Below are 18,681 nucleotides of genomic sequence, written 5' to 3' on the forward strand. Positions count from 1 at the left end.
ATGGTAGGGGAAGCAAATTTCGAGGCGCAATCAAAGATTGTGCAATTTATGAATTCATATAAATTTAAAGTTGAGCCGGACACGGTTCTCCCATGCGAGCCGAGGCCTGTCGCGGCCCCCCTTCCGGAGGCGGTGGCACCGCCGCCTCCTGCGCCGGCTCCTTTGCCTGAGGAAGGTCCCCCTATAGACGAACCTCCGTTGATGATGGCGACAATGGCAGCTGCCTCGGTCCTCAACAAGAGCGTTGCGAACAAGTCGGTGCTCAACAAGGCCGCGCTCAACAAGAACAAGAATAAAAACAAAAATAAGAACAAAAACAAGTCGACGATGGATGGCGCGAGCCTCGGCGTATCGCAGCTCATTCCGGCGTTTGAATTGCGTCGATTGCACCAGCAGCCGTCGCGCAACGCGTTCACGGCCGCGCGGCGCTTTACCTGGGAAATGCTCGACATCCTGCCGCCACCCGGCCCGGACTACACCCGGCTGGAAGCGGCGGTGCTGCTTTCCATGCAGCGGCGCGATCGTGAGCGGGTGAGGCGCTTGCCCGACATCCAGGCTGAGGCGACTATTTCCGTGTCGGAATTCACCCGCGCCTTGCATATCGAGGACATTGGCGGGTTTGAGCAGACCGAGGGGTTGTTTCAGGCGATCCTGACGGCCTGCGAATATGTCGGGCTTCTCTACAAAAGCCAGTTCAACAGGCTTCGGCCGAACCAGTTCGAATCCCTGTTGCGGCCGCTTCTGCCCGTGCCGGTGCACGAGTCCTATCCCAGCAACCACGCCTTTCAGTGCTTTTCGATCGTATTCGCTTTCTCGACGATCCTGCCGGAACATCCTGCAACGGACGACCTCGCCCGTATCGCGCAGAACGTCGCGGAAAATCGCGAATGGGCCGGATTGCATTATCCGAGCGATACGCAAGCTGGCCGGGATCTGGCGCGTCGCTTCGCCCCATACCTTCATGATGCGTTCGGGTCGCTTTTCCAGGCGGTCCACGACGAATGGGTTTGAGACCGGTTTTTATTCTTTGGGGAGAACGAAGGTCATGACGTCCGCCGACATGGAAGCGCTGCAAGCTGTACCGATGGACTACTACTATCTCTGGCATCTGACGGCCTTGGGCGTCATCGATGCCGATTACGGTTCGCCGCCAATCGTACCGCCGTCCGAAAACGAGACCGCCGCGTCCCCAGTCCCTGACCCGGAGATCGCGGGAAGTGTCTGGGATACGATTGCGGCTGCCGGTCCTATCCATCCCGCCCGCGTCGCGCTGATCGATGTCGGAATAGCGCCCGATCATCCGAATTTGGCGACGCGGCTTGACCGGGAAGCCTCGATCGACCTCACGACCCATCGTTATGGCTCGCGCGTTGCCGAAATCCTCGATACGACCACCTCCTTCGATCGTGAAGAAAAGCAGTCGTTCTTCGCCGGGCTTGATATCACCCCATTGGGAAATCTCGGCCTGTCCAACGATGATCGGGAATATCTCGACGATATCGTCGCGGAATATGCAGCCTCGCAGGGCGTCGTCCGCCGGCTGTTCCAGCCGGAGTCGCTTTTTGCTTCCCATGGCACCTGCTGTGCCGGGCTGATCGTCGGCGAACCGGCCGTGGCGACGCAGGACGAGGTCCCGCCGGCTCTCCCCGAAGGCATCTTCTACGGTGATGGCGGCACGCCATGCCCGAGCGCCAATCGCAATGTTCTTCCCTATTTCGGTGTCGATCCCTTTTCGCGGGTGATCTCGATCAGGACGTCTTTCGAGGACGATGTCCTGCAGTTCATCGCCGCGTTTCTCTACGCGTACCATCAGCGCGTCGACGTCATCGTCATGCCACGCGGCCTACCGGACCCGAAGCGCAGCCGGGTTATTCCGAAGAACGAATTGAAGGCCGATCTCGAACGCTGGAAAAATCAGGTCGCTGCCGATCTGTTCGCCCGTATTTCGCTGGCCGAACATGGTGGTGCCGAACTGGAACCGAAAGCTGCGCAAAAGGGATCAAACCCTGATCGGGCGTGGCACATCCTCAAGAGGCTCATCGTCGCCATCAGCCATCATATTCCGATCGTTTGCGCGGCGGGAAACAGCGGTGAAAGCCAGTTGATCTATCCGGCCAGTCTGGCTGCCGATGACAACGGGGTCATCGCAGTCGGCGCGGTGACGGTCGAGGGCTACCGTTCAGGATACAGCAATTACGGCGAGGGGCTTACGGTCGTCTCGCCATCCGATGACGGCGAAGTTTTCAATCGTCATCAGTTGCGTATCGATCGTCTCTCTCCTTTCGCCGCGCAGCATGACTATCAGGCATTCGGACTGCGGGAATATCAGTATTCGCACTTCTCGTTGCTGACGACCGATCTTGCCGGCGCATTCGGCTACAACCGGGGGGCCGATCCATGGTCGTCCATTGTGCCATTCGGAGCCAATCCCGGTATTGGCGGAGGCTATTACACGACGTTCGGCGGCACGTCCGGAGCCTCTGCGCAGGTGGGGGGCATCTGCGCCTTGATCCAGCGGGCACATAAGAGCCAGAATGATGGCGATGCGCGGCTCTCAGGCCCCGCAGTCAAGTCGATCCTTCAGGCCACTTCCCGCCTGGATGCGACCGTAGCGCCCGGAATGCGCGCTCTTACTCCCGATTGCATGAACGCCGATGGCGAAGATACTCTCGAGATGCGTTACTTCTTCGGGTTCGGCCTGCCCGACGTACCCGCAGCGATCGCCGCCGTCTTGACTCCCTGACACCGGCTCTCGGCAAGGATCACCAGAATGGAAGCCCCCTGAAATGGGGGCTTTTTTGTCGGCGAAACGTCCTTTTAACGGAAGTTTAACGCAGTGCTGGCGTGCCGATGACGGGTCGGCAAGAAGCTCCTCTTATCGAAAGACCAGACGAGATCGTGGTTTCAAGCCGGATGGCCGTCGATGCGGCCGGTTCCGGCGGCAACTGATCTTCCCTGGAGTGGCGCGCCTCATGACGAGGTTTGAAAGCGTCCGGGGTGAGGAGAGCTTAAGATGTCTGCTTATCAAATCGAGCAGTTGGCGGATCAAGCCAGAGCCTTGCTCCAGCGTAATCCGCTCTTTTCGAGGTCCGGTTTCGTGAATGCGGCTGCAACGGGCAATATGCTGAAACAGCGACCTCGTTATGCCCGAATTCTTGCGGCCGCTTCCGAACTGCCGGAGAGCGTTGAAAGAGTAGAGGCCCTGGCCGCCTATTTCCCGGGCCTGTCCGATGGCGGATATCATGATGCCGACGCTTTCCTACCCACTTCAGCCTTCCTGCCCGTGCGAAGCGACCCTTACCGGTCTCCGGCTCTGGCTGCCTGGATGGATGAACTTCAGCGGGCACTGGAAAGCTACGTTGACGGCGCCAGTTCCAAGGTCGTGGACGACAACCTGCAGCCTCGTCTCGTAGCCGAGGATCTTGCTCTCGAGCGCCATCCGGTGCGCCGACTTTCCTGTGGTATCGGTCTTGTTCTGATTGACAGTCTGGAAGCGAGCCGCACCCTGAGCAAGCGCATCGCCCGCTGCCTGCCGGCCGATTCCGGCCTCGAACATGCCCAGACGAGCGACCGCGATATCGACCGGATCGCCGATCATCTCGCCGAGGCCATTACCTTGATCTCGACCGTCGATCCCGGCAGCTACCAACGGCTGACTGCAGGCCTTCATACCCTTTATATCGGCACCCGGCGCGGTGCGATAAGCTCGGTCTCCAGCTCCGGGGATCTGCCGGGGAGTGCCGTCGTGGTCCTGTCGCAGGAAAGACTGGACGCCGAAGACTATCCCGCCACCGCCGCGGAGCTTCTGCGCGAAGCGGGGCATGTCCTGCTGCGGCTGTACACTGCGGCTGCGCCGTTATCGCTGCCCGCCGAACTCCGTTACGTCTCGCCATACACACATAGTTTACAGACGCTCGAAAGCATCCTGCATATGGCCTACGCCATTCCCTGGGAGTGTGCCGTTCGCATCGCATGCTTGCCTTTCAGAGCACCGCCTGAGCACCGCACGCGGGAAGCAGCTTTTGTTATTGCGTATGCTGCCCGCCTGATTCCGCTCATCGATATCGCCCGCGAGGGGATCGAGCGTCTGGGCGGCGATGTTCTTCTCGACCTCCGGGACATCGCCGTCATTCCTTCCTGGGGCGCCGCAATCTTGGCGCTCGTCGATCGACTCCTGGAACGGGAGCCGATGGCCCGGCGCCAGGCTTATTACGCCCAGCGCCGGTGCGTCGTGGATCGTCAGGCCTGGGATCTCGGGCAGGTGATTCTGCGGGGAGAGCAGCCGATCGACCCAAGGATGGGCCGCCCCATGCTGCAGAGCAGCGGCGATGGTCTCAGCCTCTGGTATGATGGCCGGCTCCATACGATCCGCAAAGCCACCATCCGACCTCCCGATGCGCTTTCCATTCAAGATGTCGCGCTGGCGGGAACGTCAGGTTCGACCGTGATGGCGCATGCGTGATGGGTGAGCGCCGTTCGTGTGAATTCGCAGCAGTCCTCGACTGGATCAAAGGTAAACGATCATGAAAGCCTTCGAATATCATGCCGATCTCTTTGATGTCATTCACGACACGGATTTCGTAATTGTCGGATGTGGAGGCCTCGGCTCCCAGATCGCCTCCCAGCTTGCGGCACTCGGGGCTCGCAATTTTTTCCTGGTGGATGGCGACCGCATCGAAGAGAGCAGCCAAAACCGAAGAAGCCGGGCGACAGCGGAGGATACCGATCGACTAAAGAGCGACCGGTTGGCAACCTATCTCGCCTCCCGCTTTTCTGCCGCGGTCGCGATCATGACCCAGTTCGCCGATGGGACGGAGGCTGCCCGGCTCACCTTGGCCCGTACGCGTAAACCTTTCCTGATACTCGCGGAGGACAATGTCTCCCTGGCCCGCCAGTTCCTGGCGGAATATCATGCGACGGCGCCAGTGCCTCCACCTTACCTGCATGTCGGCCAACTCGGCCCGTTTTGTGTCGCCGGGCCGTTGGTGGCGCTGCCGGATGACGCCTGCCCCTTCTGTTGCTCGACATTGCCGGCATCGGTCGACACGGGGGTCGTAGCGCCGCCGTCGCCGGCCGACAACGCGCTGATTGCCTGTTTTGCGGTTTCACAGATCGCCATCGAACGCCTTACCCACCGCAGTTCATTGCGCGGCCATCGCTGGCTCTTTGCTCCAGCCACGGGCCACGCCTCGCTGCATCCCGTTTCCAAAAGCCACGATCGCAAGGTGTGTCAACCATGAAGACCCTTTCTTCTCAGGACTACTATTTCTCGATCGTCGCAGCTCTGAAGCAGAAGAACGTGCCGCCTGGCGGAGAAGCGATGATGGAGGCGATTCTTGCCGCCGTTCCCGGCGGTTCGCGCAAGATCGTCGACTTCGGCTGCAATACCGGCTGGATCAGCCGGAGGGTTGCACGGGCTTTTCCGCAAGCCGAAGTAATCGGCGTCGACGAAAATCCGGCGATAATCGAGGTCGCGCGAGAGGTGGCGCGGCTGGAGGAATCGACAGCGGCATTTTCCTGCACCGACACGGCCGCGCTCCCCGACCTCATCTCGGAGGCGGATGTCATCATATGCGGAGGAAGTGCCGCCTTTTTCGACCGACCGCTCGATCTCTACCGGATGGTGGCGCGATGCCTGAGGCCCGGCGGACTCCTGATGGATTGCCACTATGTCTACGACGCCGACGTACCTCCTTCTCTTCGCCAGGAGGAGAAGGAAATGTTCGGCCTGGGGTGGACGCCTGACGGACTGAACGACATCGTGTCCGTCCACGAAGACGCAGGATTGAGCGTCGGAAAGATCAAGCGGCTGCCTCGGTTCCATTTTGAAGACAGTGCTGCAGCCCGGGTGGCGCGCCATATCCTGCACACGGTTCCGAAGATGCAGGAATTGGCGGAGGCGATGGCGAAACGCCGGCGGCTGATCAGCAAGCTGGCGCATCACCGACATCCCTATCTGCTGATAGCGCGCACCGGCGAACAGACCGTTGCCGAAGGCGTGACGCAACGCGAACGCACGGAAGTCCCGATGGCGTTCGACGCGGTCACGTCCAATCGTCATGTTTCCGCGCGCCGCCCGATTGTCGTCCGGCGCAGCTTTTGGCGGGAGGCAGCAAGGGCGGTTAGCCTGCATAGCGCATATCCGTAAAACCCAGACCGACATCACTCAAATTGTCTCGTGGATTACTCAAAACCGCAGGCCTCGTTCAGATAAACGTTTGCTGCCGAGCCAGGCTTTTACGGCCTGAATGTTGCGATGCGGTTCTCGATTCCGCCAGATCAGATTCTCCCCCAAATGCTCAGATGTTGAGATTTCCCCGGTCAGTCTCCGCAAGACTGGCTGTTTGCTCGTCGCGATATTCGATTCTGTTGGCTTTTGTACCTTCGTTAGGGCGAGAGATTCGAAGTATTGAGATTCTCTTCATTGTTTTCTGACCACCGCAATTTTTTACGGAAATTTGACGCCGCGCTGGCGAGGCGATGACGGGCTCGAGAGAAAGTCTCATCACGAAAGACGGTGGAGAACACAGTCCGGCTGGCTGAGATTGCCCGTTCCCGGCAGCACTCGACCGATAGGCAGAGGCATACGCTCACAAACGCTTCAAGCCGGTGGGCAGATCCTCAGCCTGCTTTCGTTTCCGAAGGATGAAGAGCTCAAGGAGAGCTTCGGCAATACCGTTCAGCGGGCCGGGAGGAGATCCTCCAGTCATTCGGAAAATCGATGACAGCGACCGCTGTCTCGCCAGACTTAAAATCAAACACGACGTCCGCAGAAGCGGGTTTCGCCAAATAATGGAGTGAGAAATGACTGTGCCTATAGAGAAGATTGCCTTCCTCGTTGCCGCGGCCTGCATGGCTTCGTTTGCCGGACATGTCCTGGCCTATGACGGCCATCAGTCGGCTTCCGGAAACGAGGTTTCGTTCGCCACTCCGGTGGATGCCGCCAGAGCCGAGACAAGAGCCGATGTCGCACGCGACGTGGCGCAGGTCCGCGCCCCAACCCGTCGCGACAACCGGCTTGCCGGCGACGAACGGCAGTAGGCCCCAGAAGCAAGCATCCAGACAGTTCATTCAAGACATCGATCGGCTGGGTCGCACCAGAAGCCGATCAGGCTAAACAAGGAATATGATCATGAAAAACTCTGTCATCACCACCATCCTCGCCACCCTGGTGGTATCCACCTTTGCAGGCGGTAGTGCCTTTGCGCAGGAAGGCGATTATTACGAGGGCGCCTCTCGTGACCGTGACTATCTGGCGGTCACGACGGATTCACCGGGCATCCCCTCGGTCACCCGTTACGGCTACCCGCTGTTGAAGCGTGATCAGCGTCTCAACGACCCTACGCCCCCCATGATCGACAGCGGCGACTATTACGACGGCGCGGTGCGCGGTCGATAAACAGCCAGGATTGAAAATCGAGCGCCGGGATTTCCCGGCGCTCCTTGCGTTAACCGATGGTGAACTTGCTTTCCGGGGGGGCGATCAACGACTGGACGAAGACCGAAGCGAGTTTCGACTTCTCAACGCGGATATAGGGGGCTGTTATCCCGAGACAGTGGTTTTCGGGCTCGTGTTTCAGGCTCGAATCTGCCCTTGAACCCGCCTGCATCGTTTCTGAATATCATGGGTGATGCGCTCCAGGACTCTCGTCGGATCGCCAGTCGCGTCGACGATCTGCTTCGCGACATTTTCGCTGGCGTCACCAACTACGGCCGCAAGTTCCTCGACCCGCCTGGCAGTCGATGCGCCGCTCAACCCGATCTCCTCGGCCACCGCTTGCCAATCGCGTCGATGCAAGTCGGGCGCGATGAAACGTCCGGCAATGCCCTGCGGCAGGCTCTGATCAATCTGACGATACACCGCGGCACACGTCAAATCGTAAAGCGGCGCCATCTTCGCAGACCCACCTGCACCGATCAGGATGGAATAGTTCTTTGCATGCGAGTCGGAGTTGCAAATCAGCACGTTGAAAATTACCGCGTCCAGAAGCTTCAGGCGCTCGCCGGGTGAAACGAGATCACTGACGGCATCGAACATCATCTTCAGCGTCACGCCGCGGCCCCCCGAGGAGCGCTCGTATTTCTGCGACGGAAAATGACCCGTTAGCTGACAAAGATCCTCCTGATGCAGCCGGCGGATTTCACCCAGCGGGTCCGTGAAACGGTCGTAGCGCTTCACCAGCAGATAGCGTCGTTTGCCGACTACGCCTATTGTCGCCTCGGCTGCTTCCAATCCGCATGCCCTCGCAAGGGCAAGACAGAAGGCTTCGTTTTCGACGCTTCCCGCCAACCGCGTGGTATCCGGCTTGATGATGTGGGTCGATGGTGTTCCATCGACAGGGACTGAGATGATCCCTTCCTCGTCGATGAAGACGGGCAATTTCTCCTGCACGCCGGCGAGCGACATGGACACGCCCCGCTCCCCGACCAGGAAGGGTTTGGACGGAAGCTCGTTGAGGATGCGCTCCAGCACCTCGTCGTCCGGAACGGGCTGCAGGTTGACGCCTGCCTTGCGTGGTTCTCCGATCGAGAGCGCTCCCGCCGTGTCGCGGCCGATGTGACCGAGCAGGCCCACGATGTCCTGGGGAGACACTTTCAGCCGCTGACCGATCTCGGCGAGATGGGTTTCCGGCAGCAGGTTGGCGAGCCACGGCAACAGCCTGTCTGCGTGGACCGCTCCTGATCGTAACGGCATCGTTAGTGAGATTGGGAAGGCCGAGCGGCGCGCTTCCCAGGATGGATCGTAGTCGAGCCGCCATTCCCCCTCGAAGGTCATCTCACCAACGAGGAAGGTTTCGTAGAAGATGGTTGTCATCGGCCATCACCGAAAGTCGGCAGGAAGCCGAGGTCATCTTCCATGGCGGTCAACGGGGGTTGGGCTGTCTTCAAGTCGCCGATCTCGATGCCCACCGTGCGCGCGACGATCAGCGCCTTCTCAAGCTGGCAGCTCGGCTTGCCGGATTCGAGTTCGATGATGAAACGTTCGCCTGTTCCGGACCGGGCGGCAAGCGCCGTCTGAGTCCAGCCGAGACCTTTGCGTTTTTCCCTGACGGCGGTGCCGAAATCACGTGCGGACCTGAACATCCTGCGTCTCCTGTGCTGACTTACCGTACAGGAAGTTGTTCGGGTTTTCAATCGCATCCTTACCGATCGGGAAGCATGGCCGTTGAAGCGCCGATTCAACCCGATCGGGAAGTTTTTGTCATCGAAGCGGAACACGAATTCCCGATCTGGACGCTCGGGGTACCTCACTTACGAGGGCGAGAGATTCCGGCGCGGTCTACGAGATAGATCTCGATGTGACTGTCACCCCACTTGGCGCCATTTCGCGTCTTGAATGTGCACTTAACGGGTTCAACCAGGAGCGGGACCGCTGTTGCCTGCGACTGGAACAATGCCGGCGTAGGCCAACGTCTTATCATTCGCGGCAGGGTGTGCGGTTGGCTTCGCTGACAGGTTGAAAGACAAGCGCCATGCCTTGCGTGAGGTTGAGCGATCCTTGCGGCTGATATCGATGGAAACGAGGCAGGCGACAAATCGAGAGTAGCGTGATAACAGCCAGCAAGGACTTCCAATCGTGTCGAAAAATTCGCGCTTTCAACATTGCAGAAATCAGCCGCAAAACTGAAAACTCTGTTCGGGAGTTTCGCGACTGACACCTGGCTGAGTAGGGTATCCGAGGATGGGGTCCCATCGGGTATCTCACTGGAGATGAGACATGTTCACCCACGTCATGATCGGCAGCAACGACCTGGAGCGGGCCAGAGACTTCTACGACGCGACGTTCGCTGCATTGGGTGGCAAGCCCGGCGAGATGGATGCGAGAGGCAGGCTGATCTATGCCCACGAGGGCGGTCGATTGATGATCACGAAACCGATCGACGGAAAGCCGGCGACCGTATCAAACGGTGGGACGATCGGTATCGCCGCCGCGAGCCGCGACTATGTTCTGGCGTGGCACGAGGCCGGTATCACGCATGGTGGCACAGCGATCGAGAGCCCGCCCGCGGAGCGCCCGAACGGGTCCTTCGTTGCCTATCTTCGCGATCCGGACGGAAATAAACTCACCGTACGGTCTCCGCCGACGGAGTAAGATCGGCGTCCGGGGCGGCGCGCGAGTATCCGTATTCAACGCGTTCGCGTCGCCGCTGCCGTCTTGGCAACCTTGAACTGACTTATGAACCGCTCGATGTGCTGTCAGCTGGACAATTTGTTCAGGTGTAAATTTTCCTTTCCTGGACGTATTTCCGCTTGATGAACGTGAGCCATGTGCGGCGCCAACTACCCGGCCCGAACCCGAATTCCGCTTCCCAACTGAATTCCCTAATGGTCGAAGTTCCTGAGATATTTGGCCGGTGATGTGCCGAGCGCTTTTTTAAACATGGTGATGAACGCAGACGCCGATTCATATCCGAGGTCACCCGAAACCTGCTGCACTGTCGCCCCCGCGGCAAGACTCCGCAGCGCGACGATCAACTGCAGCTGCTGTCGCCAACGGCCGAAGGTCAGGCCGGTTTGCTGTTGAACGAGACGACTGAGCGAATTTTCGCTCAGCGCCACTCGCGCTGCCCATTGGGCTATGGTGCTTCGATCGGAAGGATCATCCACCAGTGCCGACGCGATTCGCCCAAGTCGCGGTTCATCCGTCAGTGGCAGATGCAGTTCCTCTACCTTCATGCGCGACAGAGCCGATAGGAGCAGCGTCGTGATGAGTTCGGCATCCGCCGTCGCGACTGCAGACTTGTCAGCGATCTCAATAATCAGCTCCCTGACAAGCGGGGATAGCGAAAGCGTGCAGCACCGGCCTGGCAGATCGGCAGCGCCTGGCTCAATGAACAAGAAGAACAAGCGAGCATTGGCAGTCGCCACGTTGCTGTGGGGCATGCCACCAGGGACCCAGACCCCACAGTGAGGAGGCACCATCCACATCCCACTGGGAACCCGACATGTTACCCCTCCCCGCAGGGGCATGACCAGTTGCCCCTTGCGATGACTATGTTCAGGGGCTTCGCGTTCGTTCTGCGAAACATCGATCCTCACAGCGCTTACCCGCGCCGTAGATTTGTCGAGATCATTATCCTCCCGAGCCCAGGAAAGGGACAGCGGGATTTGGTGGGATTTCGATATCATGTGGGAGAATGTCTAAATTCTTTGGCGTAATTTGTCGATAGGTCTTCGAACCTACGCCACGTCCGGAGACGACAATGATAAGTCACCCACACGTTCCTCATGATTACCAAGCTTCGCCAATCGCAGGCTCGTTACGGCTGCCGAGAACCTGGTCAGTTCGACGGAACCTTCTCAATGCATTAAAGCGAGTGGAGTTCTTCTCGAAATTCAGTGCCTCACTAACTTCTCCGGCGACAGACACGCCGGCTACTTCATGGGCAGACCCTGTGGAGGCTTATCTGCATGCCTGCGTCGCGGTTCCGCTTTTTTGCTATGTGTCGCCCGCGATCTATGGCCTCACCGGCCCACGTGATGACCCAGGCGTCCCGCATAGGAGCTCCCAGCCAGGAGATGACGTGTGAGCGTTCGACCGGTTGTCACGACCGGAAACGTGATCTTTTCGTTAAAGACATTTCTGGCCGCCATGCTGGCCTATTTGGTCGCGATCAGGTTCGATCTGCCGCGACCGTTCTGGGCGATATCAACCGTCTACATCGTCGCTCATCCGCTTTCGGGGGCGATATCATCCAAGTCGTTCTATCGCCTGCTGGGAACCCTCATCGGCGGCGCTGCGACAATCGTCATGGTTCCCAACCTTGTAAACGAGCCAGTACTGCTTTCAGCAGTAATTATTGCATGGGTGTCGGCGTGCACCTTCATTAGCCTTCTCGATCGCACGCCTCGAAGCTATGTTTCTCTGCTGGCCGGATACACGGTGCTTCTCGCAGGATTGCCGTTGGTGACGATCCCTGCAAGCACGTTTGACACCGTCGTGTCCCGAATTGAGGAAATCGGACTTGCGATCATATGTGCCTCGATCGTCAGCCACGTCGTTTTTCCGGTTCACGTGGGGACCGTGCTCGTCAGTCGGATCGATGGATGGATGGCACGGGCGCGAATGCTCATCGCAGCGACGGCAACTGGCGAAACAGACGAAAAGCAGAGCAGAACAGAACGACAGGAGCTAGCGGCGGACGCGGCGGACCTGAGGTCGTTTACAGTCCATCTTCAATATGACGGGTCCAGGTACCGACGTGCAGTTTCGCTGTTGCGATCACTGCAGCACCGGATGGTTTCCTTTCTCCCTTTACTGGGCGAACTCGAGGATTTGCGACGATCGCTGGCCAGGCTGGACACTTCCGGCGCCAAACGGGCTTTGTCATTGATTGCAGAGACTGGTTCTCGTTCGACGAATTCTTCTGAAGCCTTCAAGGCTGAGATCGAGGCGCTTGCCCCTTCGGGCGCGCCTTATTCCTGGGAAAAGCTCCTTCTTGCCAATGCTGCTCGGAACCTGCTGGATATTCTTCGAATCTCCGAAGAATGCCGCACCATTCGACAAGCCATGGAAGAAGACAACGCGGCGAGAGCAACGCGCCGCTTCGCTGCTCCTGACAGGACGCCAGCCCAGCATCGTGACGTCGGTATGGCTCTGCTATCAGCGCTGGCAGTCGCGATCTGCCTGGCGACATCGATTATCTTCTGGATCGCAAGCGGCTGGTCCGACGGGATGACATTTGCCCAGATATCGGGCGTCCTTTGCTGCCTCCTAGCAACGATGGACGATCCGGTTCCGGCGATGCGTAGGTTCGTCGTCATAACAATCGCTTCTTTCATCGCAGCGTTCGTCTACGGCTACGCGATCCTTCCGATGATCGACGGCTTCGCGCCGCTCGTCGCGGCTCTTGGACTGTTCCTGATCCCTGCCGGGATATGTCTCGCTTTGCCTTCGCTGGCCATCGTCGGCATGGGGCTATGCATAAATTTCCCCCTTCTTCTGACCCTCCAGGCACAACAACACAGCGAGTTCGTCACTTTTTCAAACGCAGGCATCGCAACAATTCTTGCGATGGTCTGGACGATCGTGGTCTGCGGCATCTTCCGATCTGTAAGGGCGGAGACAAATGCCCGGAGGTTGTTTTCAGTTATCCGGAAATATGTGGCGAAAATCGCGGCCGGTAGACATGCCGACGTCAATGCCACGCGCCATCGCATCAGCGACGTTGCCGGCCTCTTTGCTTCCAGAGCGGCGAAACTTCCATCGACGTCCGATATCGCGAACGTCGATCCCATGCGGGATCTGCGGACGGGGCTTCATATGACCGCGATACAGCAGCTTTCCGACGAAGCGTCCGAGCCAGTCCGTCGTAAAGCGGAAGCCGTCTTCAAGGCAGTGGAAGGACTATACGACGTGAAGTCCGACAGACGTTCCGACCCATTGGAAAACGTCCTCATGATTCTGGACGATCTTGTTCTTTCCGCTCCGGGCGTAATTACGGCGGCTGCGGAAAGGCGGATTTTGGTACACGTGGCCGCTCTTCGTCTTTGCCTCGCTCCGCACGTTGATCCGCCGGGTTTGAGGACGCCGCCGACAAGGAGAATGGCCGCATGACCGGACAATTCGATCTCTACGGCGTCTTCCTGCCGTTGTTCGCGGCGCCGGCCCTTTTCGCGTATGGCCTGTACCGCGTTCTCGCAGCGGTTCTCGGCAAGGTCGGATTTTATCGATGGGTATGGCATCGCTCGCTGTTCAATCTCGCACTCTACGTCACCCTCCTTGGTGGGTTTTCAGTCGCTATAAACTGGTTTCAAAGATGAAAAATGTCACCATCGTTTCCGGGCGAGCCCTTTTGACACTTTCCATGGTCGGCTGCGCAGCGGTCCTGAGTTGGAACCTATGGTCTTTCTACATGGACGCGCCATGGACGCGCGACGCTCATGTCCGTGCTGACATCGTCCGGTTGGCCCCGGACGTCTCCGGCCCCGTCACGGAGATTCTGGTGTCGGACAACGCGCGGGTGGAGAAAGGGGAGCCGCTGTTCCGTATCGAAACAGACCGTTTCGAGCTTGCACTCCGTGAGGCGGAAGCCCAGGTACAGAGCGCAAAGGCCGTGGCGGAGCTAGCGAGGACCGATTTCGAACGAAATCAACTGCTCGCCTCTAAAGAGGCGGCCAGCCTAAAGCAGCGGCAGCTGGCGGAAAGCCAGATGCATCAGGCAGGCGCAGCCTATCAATCGGCACTTACAGCGTGGGATCTGGCCAGACTCAACCTTGAGCGGACAACCGTGAAGGCGCCGGCATCAGGGACGATCACGAACTTCTCTCTGCGAAGGGGAAACTATGTCTCTGCGGGAAGTGCGATCGGTGTGCTGGTTGAAAGAGAATCCATCTATATCGCTGGATATTTCGAAGAGACAAAGCTTCCCAGAATCCACGTCAACGATCTGGTGAGGATCGATATCATGGGTGAGCCAGAACCGGTGATCGGGCATGTCGCAAGCGTCGCCGCCGGTATCGAGGATCGGGAGCGAAGCGATTCTGCCGGTTCTCTCGCAAGCGTGGCTCCGACATTCTCGTGGGTTCGTCTAGCCCAAAGGATCCCGGTACGTATCGAGATCGACCACATCCCGGATGGTGTACAACTGATTGCGGGCCGAACTGCAACAGCTTCGGTTGAACGCAAGAACGACCCATAACGTGATCACGTCTGGGACGCACGAGAAGGCACCGTATGGTTTGGGACAAAATTTCCGGCGATTTTTCAACGCCGCGGAAATGCAGGAATCCTCGCAGGACTGCCCCGTCGACAGCAAAACGCCTTCTAATCCGAGTTCATCGACGGCGATCGCGAGCTGCGTCCGCCGTTCGGCCATAGGATATTCAACCCTTGGCGCAAAAGGCGAACGGCGTTTCATATCGCGCCGGCCGCCTGTTTTTCTACTTCACCTTGAACCCCATGTGCCGCACGACGTCGAGAAGTGCATGCCGACCCTTCAGCGCCGCGGCATCCGCGATGCGGTTGGCGATGACAGTCGTCCAGCCTCGGACAGCCATGGCTTGCCTGGTTTGGAAGGTGCGCATCGTATCGTCATAGGCAGTGAGATCCGCGTCGGAAGGTCTCGCCTGATAATGCTCGCGGTGCAGGACCAGTGATTGCGGCAGACGCGGCTTGACTTCGGTCTCGACGGCAGGATCTGGATATCCGACCGTCATGCCAAATACCGCAAAGACCTCCGGCGGAAGACCAAGGACTTCACCCACTTCGGCGGGGTGATTGCGGATACCGCCAATATAGCAGGTCCCAAGACCGAGCGATTCCAGCGCCGTGACTGCGTTCTGAGCGGCGAGCGACGCGTCAATCGCCCCCAGCAGAAAGCTTTCCATGTAGTCGAGGCCTTCGCCGGTCTTGCCGTGTGCGGCGGCGATTTTCCGGAGCCGAGATAGGTCGGCTAACCAGACGAGGAAAAGCGGCGCGGAGAGAATCTGCGGGTTGGGGGAAGCAAGTTCGGCAAGCCTTGCCCGGCGTTCCGGCGCCTCGACCGCGACGACGCTCCACGCTTGCAAAGTGGAGGATGTCGGGGCCGATTGCGCTGCGGCGACAGCCAATTGCAGAATGCCTTCCGGCACAGGCTTTGGCAGGTAGTTTCGGACGGAGCGGTGCGAAAGAATAGCCTCAAGAGCGTCGTTCCATTCCACAGTCTTTGCCGGCTGGTCTTTCCCGTAACGGCGGCGCAGGAAATCGGTTGCTGTTTTGCGCTGTGGAGGAGAGGCGAGGGGGTCGGCCGACATCGCGTGTCCTTGTTCATGGGTTTGGAACTTCGGTCGTCGCCAGCCTAGCACTTTGTCCAAGACGCGGCATGCCGGCCGCATCTTAAATAACCTGCGGAAAATGGGATTTTATTTCGTCTCGGTGGACCACAGCGCAACGCGCAGACAGCTCTGTGGAAGGTCTCCTCTCATCCCGGCGATTTTCGCGGAGGCCGGACCGAAGCCTGTTGTGCAAGTCGTCGGCAGGCGCGGATCGTCAGCGCCATCACCGTCAGCGTCGTACCGGCGACGCCGCTCGTGGGGAAGGCACTGGCATCGGTGACGAACAGGTTGGGAACGTCCCAGCTCTGGTTCCAGCAATTCAGCACCGATGTTTCAGCTGATGTTCCCATACGCACGCCGCCGCTTTCATGGATGGCGGCGCCCATCGACATGCTTCTGTGGAACATCCTTCGGAAGAGGAAGCGGCTCAGGGCATCGGCGTTGGGATAGGCGCCTTTGCCTATTTCCTTGAGGCCGAGAGGCGAGCCGATGAATTCCAGTTCGCCACCGGCCTGCTCGACGATTTCGATCAGTGTTTGTTCCTGCCGCCTGAGCAGGTCACGCTCCCCTGAACCCATGACACATCGGATATGAGGAACCGGTATTTTCCATGCGTCCGTCCTGTTCGGGGCGAGTGTAACCCGATTGTCGGCATGCGGCAGCATCTGCCCGTAACCGAAGAACGCCATGCGGGCAGGCATATCGCCGGCGACAGGCCCTCTGCCGACGGTCCCCTGATAGGCGAAGTCGCTTTTCTTCTCACCGCTGCCGAAGCCTTCGAAGCGCGGGATGAAGATACCGCCGGATGCGGCATAGAACGGGTCCGGCGGAGCAGATTCGTCCTTCGTCCAGCCTGGAACCGGGGGGAAGGCTCCGACCGCCAAACACGGCAGTTGGTCCATGAAGTAGCGGCCCAACGTCCCCGAACTGTTGCCGAGACCGGCGGGATGCCTGGCTGACGCAGAATTCAAAAGCAGCCTGATGCTTTCGATCGGCGAAGCGCAGACGATGACGTTGGAGGCCTGGACCTTTTCGGTTTTGCCGGTAAAACCGTCCGTCACCTCCGCGCCGGTTGCCAGGCCGGTTTTGTCGTCCGTGGTGATACGGCGAGCTACCGCATTGTAGCGAATGGTCAGCCGGCCGCTTGCCTGCGCATCCCGAAGGGCGCGGGGAATACGCTTCGCTTCCGGAGCGACATAACGCCAGGAGACGATGCGGCGCTCGGGCCAGCGTCCTTCGACGGAGGCCTTGAACGCTTCCTCCGCCGGCGTCAGGTTGGAGCGATTGGCATAGACGCCATCGGGCATCGTCGAAACACGATCCTCCTGGCCATAGAGACCGAGATAGGATTCGACCTCGGAATAGAAGGGGGCGATCTCATCGTATGACAGGGGCCAGTCGACGCCTTCGCCGGTGCGGCTGTGCAGCCTGAAATCGTCGTCGCTCCAGCGCACCAGAACTCGGCCGAACGTGTGCAGCCTGCCGCCGGCCTGGCGCCCTCGGATCCACAGGAACGGCGCATCCGCCGGCGTCGTGTAGGGGTTTTTGCGATCGTTGACGAAGAGGTGGCTCATCCACTCCTTGAAGAAGATCGCCCGCGCCTGGACGGCCTGCCCGTTGGCGGTGGCCATTGCCCGATCCCAGATGTTGATGTCCTTTTGAACCGCCGTCTTGCGCGCCGGGTCGAAGTCTTTTGGGCCGACTGCAGGCCCCGCCTCGAGAAGAAGGACGGACAAGCCCTGGGCGGTGAGTTCCTTGGCCGCAAAAGACCCGGCCGCGCCGGACCCGACGACCAGTGCATCATAAATGGCTTGAGACATCGCTTCTTGGCATCCTGCGCGGCAAATAAGTGTCGTGGAAGGCGGCGTAAAGGTGTTCGGGCCCTGATGGTCTCGAAAGCTTCGTTTGCCGCCAGGCGTGGTCCCTAATGCGAGGGCCGCCGCAATTTCGAGAGCCATTCGGCGCTGGCCTTCGCGCATTCGAAGGGCGGCAGTGTCGGGAAGTCGACCTCGGCGATCAGCCAGCCGTCGAAATCACTGCCAAGGGCTGCAAGCATGCCGGCAAGATCGAGTTCACCCGAACCGGGTTCAGCCCAGAGACCGGAAACGACCGTCTGCTGATAGGTCTTGCCGGCGGCCTTGGCAGCATCACGCACCTGCAACCGGCAGTCCTTGACATGCATAACCCGGGTCCGGTCCCGATACTCCCTGATAAGGCCTATGACATCGGCGCCTGCCCATGAGAGGTGGCCCGTATCCGGACCGAAGCCGAGCTGCTTCGCGCTGATATTATCGAGGAGGCGGCGGGTTTCGATTTCGGTCTCGATCCAGGTGCCGATATGCGGGTGGAGCGCCGCCTTGACGCCTTCTTCGCTCAGGATAGCCGACGCCCGATCGACGAGATCGAATATCATCGCGAACCTGGCTTCGTCGAATTCCGCTCCGACGCCGGGACGCATGACCCGCGGCGCATCCTTGGTCATGCGGGTCGCGATGAACATGTCGGTCAGGCCGAGCTCGGCCTGTTGAGCGGCGCTTGTGCGGGCCGTCTCCAATGCCGCCTCTATCTCGACGCCGTGTTCCGGCAGCGCCATCGACAGGTAACCCGGAGCGGGCTTCAGGCCTGCATCCTGCAAGGCGCTCTTGTATTCTCCGATCGTCCATCCGGCTGGGACCTGCGCATGCACTGCATCAAAGCCGGACCGCGCGATTTCCTTCAGCAGCGCCTGTGGTGTCGGTCCCTTGGTCGGATCGAGCCAGCCGTCCGCCGTGGCGAACCACTGGATAGGATTGAGAGCAAATCTGTAGCCGCCGGGCGTGGAGAGAAAATCGGTCATGGATAGGGGTCGCTCCGTTTGAACGCGCCGCATGCCGCTCGGTTTGGGGCATGCCATCGCCGCGGCCGAACGGTTGCCCGAACGACGCG

17 protein-coding genes are annotated in these 18,681 nt (G+C 59.5%); 11 read left to right on the plus strand and 6 right to left on the minus strand.

The features are described from left to right. The 7 genes from AC1DLT_RS25415 (at position 1) to AC1DLT_RS25445 (ending at position 7,399) form a co-directional block, all read left to right on the plus strand. Positions 1-1,011, plus strand: coding sequence for a phosphatase PAP2 family protein (locus tag AC1DLT_RS25415; protein WP_477488581.1), 1,011 nt, complete (start codon positions 1-3; stop codon positions 1,009-1,011). Positions 1,012-1,045: 34 nt separating this feature from the next. Further along, positions 1,046-2,743, plus strand: a complete 1,698-nt coding sequence (locus tag AC1DLT_RS25420; RefSeq protein ID WP_477488582.1) for a S8 family serine peptidase — start codon at positions 1,046-1,048, stop codon at positions 2,741-2,743. A 270-nt stretch (positions 2,744-3,013) separates the two neighbouring features. After that, positions 3,014-4,462 (plus strand): aKG-HExxH-type peptide beta-hydroxylase, encoded by a 1,449-nt coding sequence (locus AC1DLT_RS25425; RefSeq protein ID WP_477488583.1) that lies wholly within the window; start codon positions 3,014-3,016, stop codon positions 4,460-4,462. Positions 4,463-4,523: 61 nt separating this feature from the next. Beyond that, positions 4,524-5,240, plus strand: a complete 717-nt coding sequence (locus AC1DLT_RS25430; RefSeq protein WP_477488584.1) for a ThiF family adenylyltransferase — start codon at positions 4,524-4,526, stop codon at positions 5,238-5,240. Continuing rightward, positions 5,237-6,148 carry a class I SAM-dependent methyltransferase gene (locus tag AC1DLT_RS25435; RefSeq protein ID WP_477488585.1) on the plus strand — a complete coding sequence of 304 codons (912 nt, stop codon included), beginning with the start codon at positions 5,237-5,239 and terminating at the stop codon, positions 6,146-6,148. The genes AC1DLT_RS25430 and AC1DLT_RS25435 overlap by 4 nt, the downstream gene beginning before the upstream one ends. A 656-nt stretch (positions 6,149-6,804) precedes the next feature. Next, complete coding sequence (locus AC1DLT_RS25440; protein ID WP_247138120.1) at positions 6,805-7,041, plus strand: hypothetical protein; 237 nt, start codon at positions 6,805-6,807, stop codon at positions 7,039-7,041. Positions 7,042-7,132: 91 nt separating this feature from the next. After that, on the plus strand, positions 7,133-7,399 hold the full coding sequence (locus AC1DLT_RS25445; protein WP_477488586.1) for a hypothetical protein: 267 nt from the start codon (positions 7,133-7,135) through the stop codon (positions 7,397-7,399). Between the two features lie 177 nt (positions 7,400-7,576). On the opposite strand, the gene AC1DLT_RS25450 is transcribed toward AC1DLT_RS25445, so the two are convergent. Then, on the minus strand, positions 7,577-8,815 hold the full coding sequence (locus tag AC1DLT_RS25450; protein WP_477488587.1) for a HipA domain-containing protein: 1,239 nt from the start codon (positions 8,813-8,815) through the stop codon (positions 7,577-7,579). Continuing rightward, complete coding sequence (locus AC1DLT_RS25455) at positions 8,812-9,084, minus strand: helix-turn-helix domain-containing protein (protein ID WP_477488588.1); 273 nt, start codon at positions 9,082-9,084, stop codon at positions 8,812-8,814. Before AC1DLT_RS25455 ends, AC1DLT_RS25450 begins: the two co-directional genes overlap by 4 nt. A 634-nt stretch (positions 9,085-9,718) precedes the next feature. On the opposite strand from AC1DLT_RS25455, the gene AC1DLT_RS25460 reads away from it, so the two are divergent. Next, positions 9,719-10,093, plus strand: a complete 375-nt coding sequence (locus AC1DLT_RS25460) for a VOC family protein (protein ID WP_040124572.1) — start codon at positions 9,719-9,721, stop codon at positions 10,091-10,093. Positions 10,094-10,323: 230 nt separating this feature from the next. Here the strand turns inward: AC1DLT_RS25460 and AC1DLT_RS25465 are convergent, their stop codons facing one another. Next, positions 10,324-11,130 carry an AraC family transcriptional regulator gene (locus AC1DLT_RS25465; protein WP_477488589.1) on the minus strand — a complete coding sequence of 269 codons (807 nt, stop codon included), beginning with the start codon at positions 11,128-11,130 and terminating at the stop codon, positions 10,324-10,326. A 397-nt stretch (positions 11,131-11,527) separates the two neighbouring features. Here AC1DLT_RS25465 and AC1DLT_RS25470 point away from each other — a divergent pair, with 397 nt between their 5' ends. The 3 genes from AC1DLT_RS25470 to AC1DLT_RS25480 are packed head-to-tail and all read left to right on the plus strand — an operon-like array spanning position 11,528 to position 14,642. Beyond that, the gene (locus AC1DLT_RS25470; protein WP_477488590.1) at positions 11,528-13,558 is read left to right on the plus strand and encodes an FUSC family protein; all 2,031 of its coding nucleotides are present in this window, start codon (positions 11,528-11,530) and stop codon (positions 13,556-13,558) included. Then, a complete protein-coding gene (locus tag AC1DLT_RS25475; protein WP_477488591.1) occupies positions 13,555-13,764 on the plus strand; it encodes a DUF1656 domain-containing protein in 210 nt (69 codons plus the stop codon). The genes AC1DLT_RS25470 and AC1DLT_RS25475 overlap by 4 nt, the downstream gene beginning before the upstream one ends. Next, positions 13,761-14,642 carry an efflux RND transporter periplasmic adaptor subunit gene (locus AC1DLT_RS25480; RefSeq protein ID WP_477488592.1) on the plus strand — a complete coding sequence of 294 codons (882 nt, stop codon included), beginning with the start codon at positions 13,761-13,763 and terminating at the stop codon, positions 14,640-14,642. The genes AC1DLT_RS25475 and AC1DLT_RS25480 overlap by 4 nt, the downstream gene beginning before the upstream one ends. Positions 14,643-14,883: 241 nt before the next feature. Here the strand turns inward: AC1DLT_RS25480 and AC1DLT_RS25485 are convergent, their stop codons facing one another. The 3 genes from AC1DLT_RS25485 to AC1DLT_RS25495 all read right to left on the minus strand — a co-directional run bounded on the left by AC1DLT_RS25485 (position 14,884) and on the right by AC1DLT_RS25495 (position 18,592). Beyond that, positions 14,884-15,735 carry an NADPH-dependent oxidoreductase gene (locus AC1DLT_RS25485; RefSeq protein WP_477488593.1) on the minus strand — a complete coding sequence of 284 codons (852 nt, stop codon included), beginning with the start codon at positions 15,733-15,735 and terminating at the stop codon, positions 14,884-14,886. A 167-nt stretch (positions 15,736-15,902) separates the two neighbouring features. Then, complete coding sequence (locus AC1DLT_RS25490; RefSeq protein WP_477488594.1) at positions 15,903-17,576, minus strand: GMC oxidoreductase; 1,674 nt, start codon at positions 17,574-17,576, stop codon at positions 15,903-15,905. Positions 17,577-17,680: 104 nt separating this feature from the next. Continuing rightward, complete coding sequence (locus AC1DLT_RS25495; RefSeq protein WP_477488595.1) at positions 17,681-18,592, minus strand: sugar phosphate isomerase/epimerase family protein; 912 nt, start codon at positions 18,590-18,592, stop codon at positions 17,681-17,683. Between the last annotated feature and the right edge of the window lie 89 nt (positions 18,593-18,681).

The organism is Neorhizobium sp. 05N33 (assembly GCF_056397445.1).

Coding starts and splice junctions, on each gene's coding strand:
- AC1DLT_RS25475 (WP_477488591.1), top strand. CDS start 13,555: ATGACCGGACAATTCGATCTCTACGGCGTCTTCCTGCCGTTGTTCGCG.
- AC1DLT_RS25495 (WP_477488595.1), bottom strand. CDS start 18,592: ATGACCGATTTTCTCTCCACGCCCGGCGGCTACAGATTTGCTCTCAAT.
- AC1DLT_RS25485 (WP_477488593.1), bottom strand. CDS start 15,735: ATGTCGGCCGACCCCCTCGCCTCTCCTCCACAGCGCAAAACAGCAACC.
- AC1DLT_RS25435 (WP_477488585.1), top strand. CDS start 5,237: ATGAAGACCCTTTCTTCTCAGGACTACTATTTCTCGATCGTCGCAGCT.
- AC1DLT_RS25455 (WP_477488588.1), bottom strand. CDS start 9,084: ATGTTCAGGTCCGCACGTGATTTCGGCACCGCCGTCAGGGAAAAACGC.
- AC1DLT_RS25490 (WP_477488594.1), bottom strand. CDS start 17,576: ATGTCTCAAGCCATTTATGATGCACTGGTCGTCGGGTCCGGCGCGGCC.
- AC1DLT_RS25460 (WP_040124572.1), top strand. CDS start 9,719: ATGTTCACCCACGTCATGATCGGCAGCAACGACCTGGAGCGGGCCAGA.
- AC1DLT_RS25445 (WP_477488586.1), top strand. CDS start 7,133: ATGAAAAACTCTGTCATCACCACCATCCTCGCCACCCTGGTGGTATCC.
- AC1DLT_RS25440 (WP_247138120.1), top strand. CDS start 6,805: ATGACTGTGCCTATAGAGAAGATTGCCTTCCTCGTTGCCGCGGCCTGC.
- AC1DLT_RS25480 (WP_477488592.1), top strand. CDS start 13,761: ATGAAAAATGTCACCATCGTTTCCGGGCGAGCCCTTTTGACACTTTCC.
- AC1DLT_RS25450 (WP_477488587.1), bottom strand. CDS start 8,815: ATGACAACCATCTTCTACGAAACCTTCCTCGTTGGTGAGATGACCTTC.
- AC1DLT_RS25465 (WP_477488589.1), bottom strand. CDS start 11,130: ATGATATCGAAATCCCACCAAATCCCGCTGTCCCTTTCCTGGGCTCGG.
- AC1DLT_RS25430 (WP_477488584.1), top strand. CDS start 4,524: ATGAAAGCCTTCGAATATCATGCCGATCTCTTTGATGTCATTCACGAC.
- AC1DLT_RS25415 (WP_477488581.1), top strand. CDS start 1: ATGGTAGGGGAAGCAAATTTCGAGGCGCAATCAAAGATTGTGCAATTT.
- AC1DLT_RS25420 (WP_477488582.1), top strand. CDS start 1,046: ATGACGTCCGCCGACATGGAAGCGCTGCAAGCTGTACCGATGGACTAC.
- AC1DLT_RS25425 (WP_477488583.1), top strand. CDS start 3,014: ATGTCTGCTTATCAAATCGAGCAGTTGGCGGATCAAGCCAGAGCCTTG.